The sequence below is a fragment of the Sphingomonas sp. ABOLH genome (genome assembly GCF_003951715.1).
Taxonomy (GTDB): domain Bacteria; phylum Pseudomonadota; class Alphaproteobacteria; order Sphingomonadales; family Sphingomonadaceae; genus Sphingomonas; species Sphingomonas hankookensis_A.
In genome coordinates this window covers 42,612-59,377 of the sequence record NZ_QQWV01000019.1, presented here as the reverse complement: position 1 = coordinate 59,377, position 16,766 = coordinate 42,612, and the positions used below count along the sequence as shown (strand labels likewise).

Genomic DNA, 16,766 nt, shown 5'->3' with positions numbered 1-16,766 from the left:
TCCCTCCGATCCGATCTTTCCGGTGACGTCCGACCGCCTCCCGGTCGCGTGACGGCCGCGTCCGTTGCCCTTCAGCCATGACGGGAATTGCATGACTACCAAAGTCTATCTGTCGGCCGACCGCCTGCTGGAGGATTCGTTCCGCCTGGCCAATCTGGTCTTCGACGCCGGGTTCCACCCGACCCATATCGTCGGCATCTGGCGCGGCGGTGCGCCGGTCGGGATCGCGGTGCAGGAACTGCTGGAATATCGCGGGGTGCACAGCGACCATATCGCGATCCGTACCGCTTCCTATAGCGGCATCGACCGGCAGGATGCCGAGGTCCGGGTCTATGGTCTCGGTTATCTGGTCGATGTGCTGACGCCCGACGATCGCCTGCTGCTGATCGACGATGTGTTCGATTCAGGCCGGTCGATCCGGGCGGTGCTGGCCGAATTGCGCGAACGTTGCGGCGATGCCCTGCCCGGCGCGGTGAAGGTCGCGACGGTCTATTACAAGCCGGCGCGCAACGTGACCGACCTGGCACCCGACTTCTTCGTGCACCAGACGAACGACTGGCTGATCTTTCCGCATGAGATCAACGGGTTGAGCGAAGACGAGATTCGCGCCTACAAGCATGGGGCGGACATCATCCTGCGCTGAGCGGGCGCCGCCGGTCAGGCGGCGGCGGCTCCATGCCAGTCGATCCAGTGGCCATAGGCGTGGCAAGTCGCCAGATGCCGGGCCCGCGCGTCGGGATAGGTGGTGAGCGTCAGGTGCACGGCGTCGCGCGCGTCGGTCCATTCGAAACCGATGCGGGCGATCGGGATATCGGCATCGGCCAGCGCGGCCGCGACCGTCGCGCGGGTGGCCGCTCCCCAATATTGCTGCGACATGGCGTGGACGACCACGCGGCACACGCCCGGCGGCGCGGACCGGGCCAGTTCGCGCGGCAGCCAGTCGGCGATGTCGCCACGCGAGAGCATCGGCGGATGGGCATGGGCGATGGCCAGCGCGTGATGCAGCCGCTCCGCGCGGTCGGGCTGGTCGGCCCAGACATAGGCCATCAGCCGCTCCTGTGCCGCGGGATCGGTGACCGACAGCGGCCGCAGATCGACGCCGCGCGCGCCGACGATCTCGACCGGACGCGCCGACGGCGGCGGGCCGCGCCACTCGGGCGCGATACGCACCGGCGACATGGGATCGCCGATCTGCACCCCGCCCAAATTGAACTGATAGCGACCGAGATTGAGGTTGAGCCCGGCGCTGGCCCCCAGTTCGAGCAGTTCGACCGGCAGGTCGACCTCGGCCCGCAGGGTCATCAGCGCCGCCATGATCGCCGCGCTGCGGGCGACCTCGTTGGTCTGTGGCGGCTCGCGCATCCAGTCGGCGATGAAGGCGTCCGCATCGGCCAGCACCTCGCCGACCACCGCATCGAACGCGCCGGCCCGATCGGCATAGAGCGTCGACAGCGCCGGACGGTCGCCGCGTCGCGCCAGCGCGTTCAGCGCGCCGTTGAAGCGCATCGCCAAGGCATCGGCGGCCGGATCGCCCGGCCAGCCGTCGATCAGCCGCGCGGTCAGCGGCGCGCGATGCAGCTGGCGCTCGCCTGCCTCGAGGATCGCCGCGACGAAGCCGGAGCCGAGCGCACGCACGACCTCCGCCTGCCGGGCCAAGGGACCTGCCATGACGATCAGAACGCGTCCCAGTCGTCATTGGCGACCTTGAGCGGTGCCGGCTCGGGCGGGGTAACCCAGCGGCGTGGCGAGCGCTTGGGCTGCAGCGGCGTCACGTTCGTCGCCGCGCGCGGCGCGGCGGCGTCGGGCGCATCGATCGCGAAGGTCGCGACTGACGCGGCTAATGCTTCCGCCTCCGCGACCAGCTGCCGCGAGGCGGCGGAGGTCTGTTCGACCATCGCCGCATTCTGCTGCGTCATCGCGTCCATTTCGGCGATGGCGACGTTGATCTGGCCGAGGCTGGTCGCCTGATGGTCAGACTGGCGCGCGATCGCGTCGATCGACCCGCCGACACCGGCCACCCGCTCGATGATCCGCGCCAGCGCCTCGCCGGTCTGTTCGACCAGCTCGACGCCCGCGCCGACATGGGTCGATGCGGCCTTCACCTTTTCCTTCACCTCGGTCGCGGCATCGGCCGAACGCTGCGCCAGCGCGCGGACTTCGGACGCGACGACGGCAAAGCCCTTGCCCGCCTCGCCCGCGCGGGCCGCCTCGATCCCGGCGTTCAGCGCCAGCAAATTGGTCTGGAACGCGATCCCGTCGATCAGGGTGATGATCTGCGCGATCTCGTCGCTTGCCTGTTCGATGCCGTGCATCGCCGCGATCGCCTGTCGCACGACCGCGTCGCCGCGCTCCGCCTCGCCGCGGGTATCGGCCATCGCGCTGCTGGCGTCGATCGCCGCGACCGCCCCTTCGCGGATCGAGCGCGTCACCTCGTCCAGCGCCGAGGACGATTCCTGCAACGCCGCCGCCTCGCGCTCGGTCCGTTCGGCCAGGTCGCTGGCCGCCTGCGCGATCTCGCCGGAGTTGAGCTTGATCGAATCGACGCTGCCGCGCACGTCGCCCAGCACCTGGTTCAGGCTGGCCGTCGCCAGATTGAAATCGTCGGACAGCGCGCGGAACGCCGCCGGCACATCGGCCAGTCGCGCGGTCAGGTCGGCCTGCGACAGGCTGCGCAGGCCGCCGCCGATCGCGGTCATCGCCGCTTCCCGGTCGCGATCGTCGGCGATCTTCGCGACCGCCGCGTCGCGGAACACCAGCACCGCACGCGCCATGTCGCCCAGTTCGTCGGTGCGGCCGGCCGCCCCGACATCGATATCGTGCCGACCGGCGGCGAGGTCGCCCATCGCCTGGGTCAGGACGGTGATCGGCCGGGCGATCTGGCGGCTGAGCAGCATCGCCAGCGCGACGGCGATCGCGATCAGCGCGATGCCGCCGATGACCAGCGCGATCAGCGCCATGCGGATCGCGCCGCTCTGATCGTCGGCATGGGCCGCCATCGCCTCGGTCTCGGTCGCGCGCAGCGCGCGCAGCGGCAGCGCGATCTTGCTGACCAGCACCTTCTGCCCGGCGTCGCGCACTTCCTGCTGCGCGCCCTCGCGGTCGCCGGCCTTGACCTTGGCGATCAGCCGGTCGCCCCAGTTGCGCCGCCACGCCAGCGTCTCGCGCCGTGCTTCGGCCAGCTGGGCCTGTTCCGACGGGACCGTCAGCATGCTCGCCAGCTCGACCGCCGTCGCGTCGAACTCGGTGCGCCCCTCCTCATAGGATTTGAGGTAGCTGGTATCACCAGTGACCAGGAAGCCGCGAAACTGGCTGTTCTGCCTCAGGATCGCGGTCTCCAGCGTCAATGCCTTCGCATAGACGTCCTGGCTGTGGTTGTTCCGCTCGGTCGTGCGCGCGATCATCAGGATGCTGGCGAGGAACACCAGCATCACGACCGCCGCCGACGCATTGATCGCAAGGAACGACAGGCCGAGCTTGCGGGGTATCTTCATCGGGAACGTTCCGTTTGCAGCAGGACGATCATGTCAGAACCGCGACCGCAGCGTGATGCCGTAGGTGCGCGGTTCGGCGAGGTAGGAAGAGGTGATCGCATTGCCGGCCGCAAAGGCCGGCGACCCGAAGCGCGTCACCTGCGACACGCTGCCCGATCCCTGGAACGGGGCGGAGAAGGCGACCTGCTGATAATCGGTGTCGAGGATGTTCTGACCCCAGAACTCGATCGCCCAGCGCTGCTCCGGACCACGCAGGCCGATACGGGCGTTCATCAGGAAGAAGCCGTCCTGTTCCTTTTCGGCGAACAGGTCGGACCCGGTGTTATAGTCGCTCGACAGGCGGCTATCGACATAGAACAGCGCGGTCAGGTTACGGCCGACCGCCGGGGTCCACACCGCCGAATTGGTGATGGTGTGGCGCGGTGCGTTCGACATCTGGTTGCCCGGCAACAGGAACAGCGCGTTGTTCAGCGGCTCGCCCGATTCGCTGCCCACCAGGTTCCGGCGATATTGGGTATGGGCATAGGTATAGCCGATGTTGAAGGCGAGGTCGGGCGCGGGATAGGCACCGGCTTCCAGTTCGAAGCCCTGCGTCACGACACCCGCGCCGACCTTTCCGGTGCAGCGGCCGGTGTTCGGATCATTGTCGCGATCCGCACCGCCCAGCGAGTCCGCGCAGGCGCTGATATTCTGCACGATAAAGTTCGTGCCGTTGAAGGTGTTCAGCTGGAAATTGCGGAACGCCGAATGGAAGGCGGCGAGGTTCGCGGTGAACTTCGCCGAGCTGTATTTCACGCCGACTTCGAACGCCTGCACCGTTTCCGGGTCGAAGCGCAGGTTGGACGCGCTGGCGGCGGTCGGCGTCGCGAACACGGTTGCCGACAGGTCCGACCGGTCGAGATTATAGCCGCCCGCCTTGTAGCCGCGCGCATAGGACGCATAGAGCAGCGTGCTGGGCGCCGGCTTCCACGACAGCACGGTCGTCCCGGTCACCTGCCCCTCGGTCAGCGAATCACGGATCGGCACGCCGGTCAGCGCGGCGGTGGAATTGCCGGTGCAGGTCAGCGTGATGATGCCCACCGCCAGCGACCGCAGCGTCGCGTTGCTGCTGCCGAGCAACGGCCCGAGTGCCGCCTGCTGCGCCGGGCAGACGGTGTTGTTGTTCACGAAGCTGGCGTCCAGCTGCTTGGATTCATGGGTATAGCGCAGACCGCCGGTCAGGCTGAGCGTATCGGTCACCTTGAAGATATTGTGGGTGAAGAACGCATAGTTGCTGCTGGTCTGGTCATACAGGTCGCGGATGCTGCCCAGGTCATTCAACGTCGACAGCCGGTCGATGCCGCCGATGACCGTCGGCCCGACCGCCGGGGTCAGCGCGGCACGTCCGACCGCGCTGAGGCACCCCGATGCCCGCGGCGCGCGCAGGGCAGCGAGCGGGTTGATCGTCGCGACCACCCGGCAGGCGGCAAAGGCACCGAAATCGGCGCCGAAGCGCAGATTGTCGGCGACCTCCAGCTTTTCATGGGCGTAATAGCCGCCGACCATCCAGTCGAGCCGGTTGCCGAACAGCCCGCCGCTCAGCCGCGTTTCCTGGGTAAAGGTGCGGAACTCGCGATAGGCGTTGCCGTCATCGGGGCGATAGGCGATGTCGAGGCTGCCGTAATCGACATCGGCCGCACCGCCCGCCTTATATTCGCGATAGGCGGTGATGGAGATCAGCTGCAGGTTGGAGAAGGTCCAGCCGATGCGGGCCGAGCCGCCATAATCCTTGGTCACGTTCGAATAGGCACGACCGCGCGTATTGGCGATCTGGCGGTTGTACGGATCGCCGTCGCTCGGCAGCACGGCGCCGAGGCTGCGCATGATGGCGACGATGCGGTTCTGCGCGGCGGGAACATAGTCGCCTTCGACGCCCGGCGTCGGATCGAGCTTTTCTTGCGTGTTCAGATAGACCGCGCCGCAGCATTTCTCGTCGCGATAGGTATAGTCGCCGATCAGCCGGACCGAGAAATTGTCGACCGGTTTGAAGAACAGCTGCCCGCGCACGAAATAGCGGTTGCGGTCGTTGTAATCGGTGTCGTTGACGACATCGCGGTAGAAGCCGTCGCGCTTGCCGAACACGCCATCGACGCGGAACGCCAGCTTGTCCTTGACGATCGGGCCGGTCAGCGCGCCCGCCAGGCGGACCGCGTTGAAATTGCCGTACGTCGCCTCGCCATAGCCGCCGAAATCGAACGAGGGATATTTGGTGTAGATGCTGATCGCGCCGGCCGAGGAGTTACGACCCGACAGCGTGCCCTGCGGCCCGCGCAGTACCTCGATCCGCTCGACTTCGCCCAGGTCGTTCAGGCCCGAACCGGTGCGGCTGCGATAGACGCCGTCGATGAACACCGCGACCGAGCTTTCGAGGCCGGGATTGTCGCCGACCGTGCCGATGCCGCGCAGGCGGGCGGTCGCGTTCGCTTCCGATCCGGTCGACGATACGATCAGCGACGGCGACAGCTGCGCCATCTGGCGGATGTCGGTCGCGCCCGAATTTTGCAGCGCGGCGGTGCTGTAGGCGCTGACCGCGATCGGCACGTTGGACAGGCGCTGCGACCGGCGGGTCGCGGTCACCACGATATCGGCGGTGTTGGCGGACTGTTCCTCGGCTGGCTTGCCGTCGGTCTTGTCCCCGGCCGACGGCACGACACCGCGCAGGCCCTGCGCCGACACCGGCATCGCCACGGTCACACATGCGGTCGCCGCCAGCAATATCCCGCTTTTACGCATTTTACGTGTCCCCCCCCCGGACCCATCGTCCTCAGCATGAATCCTTACGGGACAGGAGGATACCAGTTGGTTAACGCCGCGATTCCCATCGGGCGTTGCCACCGGCACACCACACGTTACATCGATCGCGAAACGACAAGAGGCGGGACATGATCGTCGGCATCGACCTTGGCACCACCAACAGCGCCTGTGCCGTGTGGCAGGGCGACCAGCCCGTGATGGTTCCCAATGCGCTGGGCGAGTTTCTGACGCCGTCGGCGGTCAGCATCGGCGACGACGATGCCGTACTGGTCGGGCGCGCCGCGCGCGACCGGATGGCGACGCATCCCGACCGGACCGTCACCAGTTTCAAGCGCCGAATCGGTACCCGTGAAACCGCACGGCTGGCGAAGCGCGACTTCGATTCGGAGGCACTGTCGGCACTGGTCCTCGCCAGCCTGAAGCGCGATGCCGAGGCGTTCACCGGCGAAACGGTGACCGGCGCGGTCGTGACCGTACCCGCCTACTTCAACGATCGCCAGCGCAAGGCGACACGGCGCGCCGGCGATCTGGCCGGGCTGCCGATCAAACGCCTGATCAACGAACCGACCGCCGCCGCGCTCGCCTATGGCATTGCCGACCGCGGCGACCGCGAACCGTTCCTCGTCTTCGACCTGGGCGGGGGCACGTTCGACGTATCCATCGTCGAGATGTTCGACGGGGTGATCGAGGTGCGGGCATCGGCCGGCGACAACCGGCTGGGCGGCGACGATTTCAACGACTGCCTGATCGATCTCGCCCGCCCGGTGCTCGACCCCGATGGCGTGCTGGGCAAGCTGCCGCCCGACCGTTCGGCGGCGCTGCTGGCGCAGGCGGCGGAGCGGTGCCGGCGGGCGCTCAGCGAAGCGGACGAGGCGGAACTGACGGTAACGGTGGACGACACGGCGCTGACCGCCCCGGTCACCGCCGCTGCGTTCGAGGAGCATGCCGCCGGGCTGCTGGCGCGGATTCGCGAACCGGTGCTGCGCTCGCTGCGCGACAGCGGCATCGTCGCCGCCACCTTGTCGGAGGTGGTGCTGGTCGGCGGCGCCACGCGGATGCCGGTCGTGCGCCGGGCCGTCACCCGGATGTTCGGCCGCTTTCCCGCGGCCACGGTGCATCCCGACCATGCCGTCGCGATGGGTGCGGCGGTGCAGGCCGGGCTGCTGGCGCGCGATGCCGGGCTGGACGAAATCCGCCTGACCGATGTCTGTCCGTTCACGCTGGGCGTCGACACCAGCGAGCCGGACGGGCGCGGCGGCTTTCGCAACGGATTGTTCTCGCCGATCATCGAACGCAATTCGGCGGTGCCGATCAGCCGCGTGTCGAGCTTTTCGACCGTCGTCGACCAGCAGCGCAAGGTGAACTTCGGCATCTATCAGGGCGAAGCGCGCGAGGTGTCGGGCAACGTCAAGCTGGGCGAGGTCACCGTCCCTGTGCCGCCCCGCGCCGCCGGCACCGTTTCGATCGAATGCCGCTTCAGCTATGACAGTTCGGGGCTGCTGGAGGTCGATATTGCGGTGCCGGAAACGGGCATGACCCGCAATCTGGTGATCGTCGACGACGAGGACGCGCCCGATCCCGTCGAGCTGGAAAAGCGCCGCGCGGCGCTGGCGGCGCTCAAGGTCCATCCGCGCGACGATGCGGTCAACGCCGCGCTGCTGGCGCGTGCCCGGCGCGCCTATGAGGCGTTTCTGGGCGATACCCGCGCGGCGATCGGCCATATGCTCGGCCAGTTCGAAAGCGCGCTGGCGACACAGGACGAACGGATGATCGCACAGGCGCGGGCGGCGTTCGGCGCGGCGCTCGACCAGATCGAAGGCGAGCGGTTCTTGTGAGGCGCGGCATCTGGGCCACGCTCGACTGCGATCCGACCAGCGATCGCGGCGCAATCCGCCGCGCCTATGCCGCGCGGCTGAAGGCGATGGACGTCGATGCCGACCCCGACGCGTTCGAGGCACTGCGCGACGCTCGCGACGCTGCGCTGGCACAGGTGGCCGACCCAGTGGCGGACATGGACATAGCGGCCGTCGATCTCCCCGACGCTCCGCTCGCCCCCATGACCGAGTTCACGCTGGAGCAAGAGCCGGAGGCGGAAGTCGACGCACTGGCCGAGGCGATGAACGCGCATTTCCACGCGCTCGAGGCCTTGCTCTTCCCCGGCCACGATGCGGCACCCACCGCAGAGGAACTGGCGGAAATCGACCGTCACGGCTGCGCACTGCTGGCCGATCCGCGGCTTGAAAACCTGGATTTCGCGACGGGTGCCGAACGCTGGTTCGCGGAAACGCTGGCGGCCAGCATCCCGCGCTCCGACCCGCTGCTCGAACCGGCGGCGGCGGTGTTCGGCTGGATCGAGCGGCGGAACGACTACGCCCTGTCGGCAGAAGCGCACGCCATCGTCGAACGGATCGGCGCGACGCGATTCGGGCATCTGGTGTCGCAGCCCGACCATCGGTTCCACAAAGCCTGGCAACGCCTGTCGGGTGAGCGGGACGCGTCGTTCAAATGGTTCAATCACGATCCACGGACGGGCGAACTGCTGCAGGTCATTCGCGAACGCTATCCCGCCGCCGAACAGTGGCTGGACCCGGACAGGGTCGCCCAGTGCCGCACGCCGCCGAAGGACAATCCGCGCATTTCGCTGCGGGTGTGGATCGCGCTGATCCTGATCGTCGTCGCGGCGCGGATCGGCATGAGTTGGTGGTCGCAGCCCTCCCGTGAGCCGGATGCAAACTATATCGCGCAGACCTTGACCGGCAGGGACCTGGCCGAGTTGCAGAAGATCAATCCCGGTCTGGCGGTCGATATCGTTTTCGAAGTCGCCAACGCCAAACCGGCGGAAGGTGGCAGTGGCGAGCCGGTCACCAACAGCGCGATCATCGGCAAGCTGACCGACAAGCGGTTGCGAGCGGGCATGAGCCAGCTGCCCGACGACCTGCTGGTGCGGCTCACCCGGTTCGACCTCGCCGCGATGCGCATCCTGCAACAGCGGTCGCCCGCCGCCTGCCCGTCCGCCACTGTCGCGGTCGACCCCGCCCCGCTGCCCGAACCGCTGCGCGAGGAACAGCGCGCGCTGCTGCGCGAGGTGATCCTGCATACCAACAACTATCCGTCGCCGAATGGCGAACAGCGGTTCACCGTACCCGGTGCGATCATCGACGATGTCGCGAAGCGGACCGGATGGCCGGTGTCCCGGGTTCGGGAGGTGTTGCGCGACGACAAGGATATGGCCGCGCGCTGTACGCTGGAGATCGCGCTGCGCGAGGCGGGCCTTGCGGCACAGAACGGCATGGGGATGGAATTGCTACGCAATCTGCAGCCGTTGGTGGTGAAACAGCAGCAAACCCAGTTGCAGTAAAGATACCGATTTCAAGATAGCCCCGTTCCGATCACGGAACGGGAAATGGTGCGGTCGAGAAGACTCGAACTTCCACGGCCTTTCGGCCACAACGACCTCAACGTTGCGCGTCTACCAGTTCCGCCACGACCGCACGTGAACACCTTGGGGTCGCCCCCTTGGCTGGCAGGAGCGTGCCCCTAGCAGCGCGTTTGCGGTCGTGCAAATGCTTTTATGCATTATCGCCCACGCGCCGCCGCGCGGGCGATGGCGATCGCTTCGGCAGCGGTCATCACTTCGCCCAGCCCGCTGCCCGACAGCGCCGCACGCTCCGCATCGCGCACCCGTTCCAGAGCGCGGGCGAGGCGCGGCGCGTCCCAGCGGCGCAGCGCCTGCGCGGTGGCGGCCTGTTCCTTGAAGAACACGCGGTGGCGCTCCATCACGCGGTCGACGCTTTCGCCGTCATCGATTTCGGCGCGCATTTCGGCGAGCGACAACAGCCGCCGGGCGACGCCGCGCAACAGCGGGATCGGTCCGCCGGGCATTTCGGGCAGCGCGGCCGCGGCTGCATCGCCCGCGATCATCGCGCTGACGATGCCGTTCATCTCCGCATCGGCGATCGACGCGCCGATCGCGTCGAACGCCTCACCATCGGCATCGCGCGGCCGTTCGGGCGACGCGTCGAGATAGAGTGCCAGCTTCTCGATCTCGCTGGCCAGCACCGCGCGGTCGCCCGCCGTCACCGCCGCCAGCCGGTCGGGCACGTCACCCAGCAGGCGCAACCCATGGTCGCGCGCCATCGCCACCGCCAGCTTCGCCGCCTGCGCCGCATCGGGCACGTAGCAGGCGACGGCAACCGCGTTGAGCGACGCGGTGACCAGCTTCACCAGTTTCGACGTGCCCTTGATCGTCGGCGCGATGGCGGCGACCGGATTGCCGGCACGTTCGGCGGCGAGCAGCAGCGTCACCGCCTCGACCGATTCCTCGCCCATGCCGGTCACGCGGATAAAGCGGGCATCGCCGAACAGAGACATCGACGCGGATTCGTCGGCGAGCAGGCCGGGGCGCCCTTTCAGCATCGCGCCGTCCATATCGACCCGCTCGGCCCCTTCGCCCACGCCCTTCGCCAGTCGCGCGGCCAGCGCCAGCGCGCCGGCCGTGTCGGGACCGTGGAACAGGTAGAGCCGGATATCGGGGCCGGGCCGGTCGAGCTTGGCCGCGACCTGCTCGGGCCGGAGTTTCACGAGCCGTTCTTGGGCAGGTTCAGCGCGATCCGCGTCACGATCTGGTCCGCGACGATCACCGACAGCCGTTCGAGCGCCGAGCGTTCCGCCGCGATGGTCGCATATTCGGACCGCACCACGTCGATCCCGGCATCCGACCCCGCCGTCGCGTCGAGCGTCACAGCGCCGTTCGACAGGTCGATCAGCTGATAGCGCGCGCGCAGCGTCCGCCGTTCGCGCGTGATCGAATCGTCGCGCCGCACGCCCAGACCGGTGATGTCATCGTCCAGCTTGATCTCCAGCCGGTAGCGCGCCGGCCCTTCGGCGCGCAGCCGGTCGCGCAGCGCATTGGCGACCAGCCAGCCATTCTGCCCGGCGATCGGCGCGACCTCGACGCCTGATAGCGTCTGGCGCACCACCCCGCCCTCGCCCCCGGCATAGAGCGGGCGCAGGCCGCAGCCACCCAATAGGAACGCGGCAGCGAGGACGGCGGCGCGGATCATGCGACGATGTTCACGAGACGGTCGGGCACGACGATGACCTTGCGCGGCGCCTTGCCCTCCAGCGCGCGGACGATCTTCTCGCTCGCAAGGGCAGCGGCCTCGGCGTCTTCCTTGGGCGCACCCTTGGCCAGCACGATGGTGTCGCGCAGCTTGCCGTTGACCTGCACCGCGATGGTCGATTCCGCCTCGACCAGCATCGCCGCATCGACCAGCGGCCAGGCGGCATCGGCGATCAGCCCGGGGCGGCCAAGCTGCGACCAGGCCTCTTCCGCCAGATGCGGGATCATCGGGCTGACCAGCAGCAGCAGCGCGTCCATGTCAGCGTCCGACATGCCCTTCGCCTTCTCCGCCTCGCCCAGCAGCGTATAGAGTTTCGCCACCGCCTTGTTGAACTGGAGCGCAGTGATGTCGTCCGCGACGCCGGCGATCGTGCGATGGACAGCGCGGGTCAGCGCCTCCGGGCTGGTGCCGCCGGCCGTGTGATTCGCGACCAGCTTCCACACGCGCTTGACGAAGCGTTCGGCGCCTTCGATCCCCGCTTCGCTCCACGGCAGGTCGCGTTCGGGCGGGCTGTCGGACAGCATGAACCAGCGCGCGGCATCGGCGCCGTAGCGATCGAGAATCGGTTCGGGATCGACCGTATTCTTCTTCGACTTCGACATTTTTTCGACGCGGCCGATGGTGATCGCATCACCGGTCGCGGTTTCGATACCGTCGGTCACTTCGGACGGCGCAAGCCAGCGGCCGTCCGCCGACTTGTACGTCTCGTGCGTCACCATGCCCTGCGTGAACAGGCCGGCGAACGGCTCCTTCAGGTCGATCAGCCCGACATGGTTGAGCGCGCGGGTCCAGAAGCGTGCGTAGAGCAGGTGGAGGATCGCATGCTCGACCCCGCCGATATACTGGTCGACCGGCAGCCAGCTTTCGGCGACCGCCCGATCGAACGGCTTGTCGTCGGGCTGGCTGGCGAAGCGGATGAAATACCAGGACGAATCGACGAAGGTGTCGAGCGTGTCGGTCTCCCGCCGCGCCGGTGCACCGCACGACGGACAATCGACATGCTTCCAGGTCGGATGGCGGTCGAGCGGGTTGCCGGGGATGTCGAACGACACGTCCTCGGGCAGCTTGACCGGCAGTTGGTCGGTCGGAACCGGCACCACGCCGCATGCGCCGCAATGCACGATCGGGATCGGCGTGCCCCAGTAACGCTGGCGGCTCACCCCCCAGTCGCGCAGGCGCCACACGGTCGTGCCCTTGCCCCAACCGCCGGCTTCGGCGCGGTCGATCACCGCGCGCTTGGCAGCGGCGACGTCCATGTCGTTCAGGAAGTCGGAGTTCACGAGGCGGCCGGGGCCGGTATAGGCTTCGCTGCCATCGAATACCGGATCGGTCAGGTCGCCGTCAGCCACGACGCGACGGACGTCGAGGCCATATTTGCGCGCGAAGTCGAGGTCGCGCTGGTCATGCGCCGGCACGCCCATCACCGCGCCGGTGCCGTAGTCCATCAGCACGAAATTCGCGATATAGACCGGCAGTTCGACGCCCGCAGCGAACGGATGCTGCATCCGGTAGCCGGTGTCGAAGCCCAGCTTTTCCGCGGTTTCCAGCTCGGCCGCGGTGGTCCCACCCTGCTTGCACAGCTCGATGAACGCGGCGGCGTCCGGCTTGGCGTCGGCCAGCGCCCGCGCGATCGGGTGATCGGCGGCGATCGCGACGAAGCTGGCGCCGAAGATCGTGTCGGGACGGGTCGAATAGACCTCGATCCGCTGATCGAACGGCGCGACCGGCGCGAAGGAGAATTGCAGCCCTTCCGACTTGCCGATCCAGTTTTCCTGCATCAGCCGGACCTTGTCGGGCCATTGATCGAGCGTGCCGAGGCCGGCGAGCAGGTCGTCGGCGAAATCGGTGATCTTCAGGAACCACTGGCTGAGCTTGCGCTTCTCGACCAGCGCGCCCGAGCGCCAGCCGCGCCCATCAATCACCTGTTCGTTGGCCAGTACGGTCATGTCGACCGGGTCCCAGTTGACCGCCGACTCCTTGCGATAGACCAGCCCGCCCTTGAGCAGTTCGAGGAACAGCGCCTGTTCGTGGCCGTAATAGTCGGGATCGCAGGTGGCGAACTCACGCAACCAGTCGAAGGCGAGGCCCAGCCGCTTCAGCTGCGCCTTCATCGCCGCGATATTGGCATAGGTCCACTCACCGGGATGGACCTTCTTTTCCATCGCCGCATTTTCGGCGGGCATGCCGAACGCGTCCCACCCCATCGGGTGCAGGACCTCATGGCCGGTCATCCGCAGGAAGCGCGCCAGCACGTCGCCCATCGTATAGTTGCGAACGTGCCCCATATGGATGCGTCCCGAGGGGTACGGGAACATCTCCAGCACATAGCGTTTGGGCTTGGGCGAGTGGTCGTCGGCGACGAAAGTTTGCGCCGAATCCCATGCCGCCTGCCAGCGGGCATCGGCCTCGGCCGGCGAAAAACGCGGAGTCATGGTCGTCGGATCAGCCCGTGATGGCCCCGCGGCGCAGGTCGCGCGCACGGGTCAGGATGATATCTTCCAGCTTCTGCACCGTGGCGGCCGTCACCGGCGCCTCGACCCACTGGCCGCCCTGGTTCACCTGGCGGATCTGCGCCACGCGCAGCGCGTCGGCACGCAGGTCCTGGTCGAGGATCGTGACCGTCACCTTCGTGCGTTCGGTCGGCACCGCCGGATTGACGTACCAATCGGTGACGATGACGCCGCCGTTCGAGTCGGTCTGCGCCATCGGCATGAACGACAGCGTGTCGAGGCTAGCGCGCCACAGATAGCTGTTCACGCCGATCGTCGTGACCTTCGATGCGGCAAGGTCGCCCGCGACGCGGCCCTTGCCGCCACTGCACGCGGCCATCGGCAGGGCAAGCGTTGCCAGCAACGCGATCAGCAGCGGGCGGTTCATCGGCGGTTCCTTGACTACAGGCCAATATGGCAGTTCGGCCCGCTTCTATAGGAGGTGGCGCGGACGCGGCAAGCGGGTTGGTGATCCGCACCGGCAAGGGTGTGCAATCGGCCCGCCGACGCCCCGTTCCAGCCCGCCACCGCTTTGGTCGGACAAATATGTGTGTTCGATGCAACACTAGCCGGGAAAGCGACCGGAGGCGGTGGATACGGGAAACCGAATCATGATATCGCGATTAGCGGGGAGTGAGGTTTGACATGACGGGTGGCAGGATCTTGGCTGGCATTGGACTGGGGGCGATGATCGCCGCCGGGCTTGGTGCGTCGCCTGCCTTGTTCGCGCAGGAACAGCGCGCGCCGCGTGTCCTCAAGAAGCTCGATCTCGACCGCATGCCGCTGGCGGGCTTCGGCTCGTTCACGCCGGCCTCGGCCGACCCGCGACTCGCCGCTGCGCTGTCGCGCACCGCGCTGAACCCGACCGGGTTCCAGTTCACGCCGTCCGAAGGCGCCGTCATCGGCAGCCGTGCGATCAAGGCCGCGGTCCGCAGCGCGACCATGCAGGCGGAACGCCCGACCGACCGTGTCGCCGCCGTCACGCCGACGCTGGCGCTGAACCCCGTCACCTATAATCTGGGCGGATCGGTCGGCGGCAAGCGGCTGGCCGCGATCGGCGACCTGACCCGACTCGATCTCGGCACCCAGCCGGGCAGCCGCGATCCCGTCGGCATGGGCTATTCGGCGCGCAAGTTCGGCACGCGCGCGCCGCTGACGGTCGACCATGCGCTGACCGACCAGCCGAAGATGATCACCGACACCTCGGGCTATTCGCTCGATGGCGGCGGATCGTTGAAGCTGACCCGCAACCTCGACGTGACCGCGGGCATGCGCAGCCGCACCGACCGCGAGCGGATGCTGCGCGTGTCGCCGGATCGCCGCGAGGGGCAGGCGATCTATGTGGGGACGGCGTTCCGGTTCTGAGGCGGGACGGCGTTTCGGGCGTTGCCGGAGCGAGCTTTCCGTAAGTGGTGATCGAAGCGGGCCGTTTTGCGGGTCGGCTGTTCGTAGATGCTGATGCTGGTCGATAGGCGCGGTACGGGCATCGTAGTTAGCCGCGCCCCGGATGTGGGGGCGTGGTTCGGTTGATTTCCGGTCGACCGGCCGTTCTTTCGTAAGATTTCGAAATGGCTGATGGCGCGACATCCGCCTGCCCGGCAGCCCGACCTTGAGCCGGGGGCTCGCCTTCCGTCGACCGGAGAAGAAGAAGCGGGACCCCGGATCAAGTCCGGGGTGACGGTGGGGTGACCGGTCTAAGTCCCATCAGGCGCGTAAGGGCGTCATCGTGGCTGCCGCACGCTGATCCATCCTGTCCGAACGTCTGAGGCGATCCGCCGGGAACCTAAGCGACGGCCCCAACCGCTGCCCCGCCCCCTCAATCATCCTCGTCCTCGAAGCCGACTAGGTCGAGCGCGCGGGCCTTGATCTGGCGGGTCATGCACCAATGGACCAGCGCGTCCTCGCGGCCGTGGGTTACCCACACCTCCTTCGGCGCGATTTCGGTCAGGGTCTCCGTCAGTTCGTCCCAGTCGGCATGGTCGGACAGGATCAGCGGCAGTTCGACGCCGCGCTGCCGGGCGCGTTGGCGAACCCGCATCCAGCCGCTGGCCATCGCGGTGATCGGGTCGGGCAGCCGCCGCGACCAGCGGTCGCCCAAAGCGGAAGGCGGTGCGACGATGATGCGGCCCTGCAACTCCGCCTTGGAAGCGCTCGCGACCGGACGAAGTTCGCCCAGATCGACGCCCAGTTCGACATAGAGGTCGCAAAGCCGCTGCATTGCACCGTGGAGGTAGATCGGGTCGTCGAACCCCATCGCCCGTGCCTCGGCGATCACCCGCTGCGCCTTGCCCAGCGCATAGGCGCCGACCAGCACGCAACGCTCCGGCTCCATGCGGAGCGCCGCCAGCAGCTTGTCGATCTCGTCGCGGGTTTCGGGATGGCGGAAGACCGGCAGGCCGAAGGTCGCCTCGGTCACGAAGACGTCGCACGGCACCGGCTGGAACGGCGCACAGGTCGGATCGGGCCGGCGCTTGTAATCGCCCGACACGACGACGCGTTCGCCACCATGGTCGAGCACGATCTGCGCCGATCCCAGCACATGACCGGCGGGCACGAAGGATATGTCGTAGTCGCCCATGCGGATGCTCTCGCCATAGGCGATCGGCACCCCGTTTTGCGGGCCATAGCGCGTCGCCATGATCGCCAGCGTCTCCGGCGTCGCCCAGACCTGTCCATGCCCGCCACGCGCATGATCGGCATGGCCATGGGTGACGAGCGCACGTTCGACCGGTTCCGACGGATCGATCCAGACGTCGATCGCGGGCAGGTGAATGCCGCTGGGATGCGGGGTGATCCATCGGGCAAGGGCCATGGGGTCGACATGGGGCGTGGGGACGCCAGTGCCAAGGTCATCGAACCGACATATCCGT

Annotated in this window: 12 protein-coding genes and 1 tRNA gene; 4 read left to right on the top strand and 9 right to left on the bottom strand. The window is 67.7% G+C overall.

All coding sequences use genetic code 11. The features are described 5' to 3' along the window. Nucleotides 1-91: 91 nt before the first annotated feature. Complete coding sequence (locus tag CA237_RS10750; RefSeq protein ID WP_066693833.1) at nt 92-643, top strand: phosphoribosyltransferase family protein; 552 nt, start codon at nt 92-94, stop codon at nt 641-643. A gap of 14 nt (nt 644-657) precedes the next feature. Here CA237_RS10750 and CA237_RS10745 read toward each other — a convergent pair whose 3' ends face one another. Genes CA237_RS10745 through CA237_RS10735 form a run of 3 tightly spaced genes read right to left on the bottom strand, consistent with a single transcriptional unit; the run spans nt 658 to nt 6,263 of the window. Continuing rightward, nucleotides 658-1,656 (bottom strand): DUF2332 family protein, encoded by a 999-nt coding sequence (locus CA237_RS10745; RefSeq protein WP_241215469.1) that lies wholly within the window; start codon nt 1,654-1,656, stop codon nt 658-660. 17 nt (nt 1,657-1,673) lie between these two features. Next, nucleotides 1,674-3,491 carry a methyl-accepting chemotaxis protein gene (locus CA237_RS10740; protein WP_066693837.1) on the bottom strand — a complete coding sequence of 606 codons (1,818 nt, stop codon included), beginning with the start codon at nt 3,489-3,491 and terminating at the stop codon, nt 1,674-1,676. A 33-nt stretch (nt 3,492-3,524) separates the two neighbouring features. Beyond that, nucleotides 3,525-6,263 (bottom strand): TonB-dependent receptor, encoded by a 2,739-nt coding sequence (locus CA237_RS10735; protein ID WP_066693840.1) that lies wholly within the window; start codon nt 6,261-6,263, stop codon nt 3,525-3,527. Nucleotides 6,264-6,412: 149 nt separating this feature from the next. On the opposite strand from CA237_RS10735, the gene CA237_RS10730 reads away from it, so the two are divergent. Both CA237_RS10730 and CA237_RS10725 read left to right on the top strand, forming a co-directional pair. Then, complete coding sequence (locus CA237_RS10730; RefSeq protein WP_066693842.1) at nt 6,413-8,119, top strand: molecular chaperone HscC; 1,707 nt, start codon at nt 6,413-6,415, stop codon at nt 8,117-8,119. After that, nucleotides 8,116-9,642 carry a hypothetical protein gene (locus tag CA237_RS10725; RefSeq protein ID WP_126014042.1) on the top strand — a complete coding sequence of 509 codons (1,527 nt, stop codon included), beginning with the start codon at nt 8,116-8,118 and terminating at the stop codon, nt 9,640-9,642. The genes CA237_RS10730 and CA237_RS10725 overlap by 4 nt, the downstream gene beginning before the upstream one ends. 46 nt (nt 9,643-9,688) lie before the next feature. On the opposite strand, the gene CA237_RS10720 is transcribed toward CA237_RS10725, so the two are convergent. The 5 genes from CA237_RS10720 to CA237_RS10700 all read right to left on the bottom strand — a co-directional run bounded on the left by CA237_RS10720 (nt 9,689) and on the right by CA237_RS10700 (nt 14,284). Further along, nucleotides 9,689-9,775: transfer RNA gene (locus tag CA237_RS10720), tRNA-Leu, on the bottom strand. Between the two features lie 85 nt (nt 9,776-9,860). After that, nucleotides 9,861-10,865: a DNA polymerase III subunit delta gene (holA, locus tag CA237_RS10715; RefSeq protein WP_066693848.1), complete on the bottom strand. Its 1,005-nt coding sequence runs from the start codon at nt 10,863-10,865 to the stop codon at nt 9,861-9,863. Next, complete coding sequence (lptE, locus tag CA237_RS10710) at nt 10,862-11,347, bottom strand: LPS assembly lipoprotein LptE (RefSeq protein ID WP_126014040.1); 486 nt, start codon at nt 11,345-11,347, stop codon at nt 10,862-10,864. The genes holA and lptE overlap by 4 nt, the downstream gene beginning before the upstream one ends. Further along, nucleotides 11,344-13,839, bottom strand: coding sequence for a leucine--tRNA ligase (gene leuS / locus CA237_RS10705; RefSeq protein ID WP_066693852.1), 2,496 nt, complete (start codon nt 13,837-13,839; stop codon nt 11,344-11,346). Before leuS ends, lptE begins: the two co-directional genes overlap by 4 nt. Nucleotides 13,840-13,849: 10 nt before the next feature. Next, a complete protein-coding gene (locus CA237_RS10700; protein WP_066693854.1) occupies nt 13,850-14,284 on the bottom strand; it encodes a DUF3576 domain-containing protein in 435 nt (144 codons plus the stop codon). A gap of 275 nt (nt 14,285-14,559) precedes the next feature. Here CA237_RS10700 and CA237_RS10695 point away from each other — a divergent pair, with 275 nt between their 5' ends. After that, a complete protein-coding gene (locus CA237_RS10695) occupies nt 14,560-15,261 on the top strand; it encodes a hypothetical protein (protein WP_126014038.1) in 702 nt (233 codons plus the stop codon). Nucleotides 15,262-15,712: 451 nt separating this feature from the next. On the opposite strand, the gene CA237_RS10690 is transcribed toward CA237_RS10695, so the two are convergent. Further along, a complete protein-coding gene (locus CA237_RS10690; RefSeq protein WP_126014036.1) occupies nt 15,713-16,708 on the bottom strand; it encodes a ligase-associated DNA damage response exonuclease in 996 nt (331 codons plus the stop codon). Between the last annotated feature and the right edge of the window lie 58 nt (nt 16,709-16,766).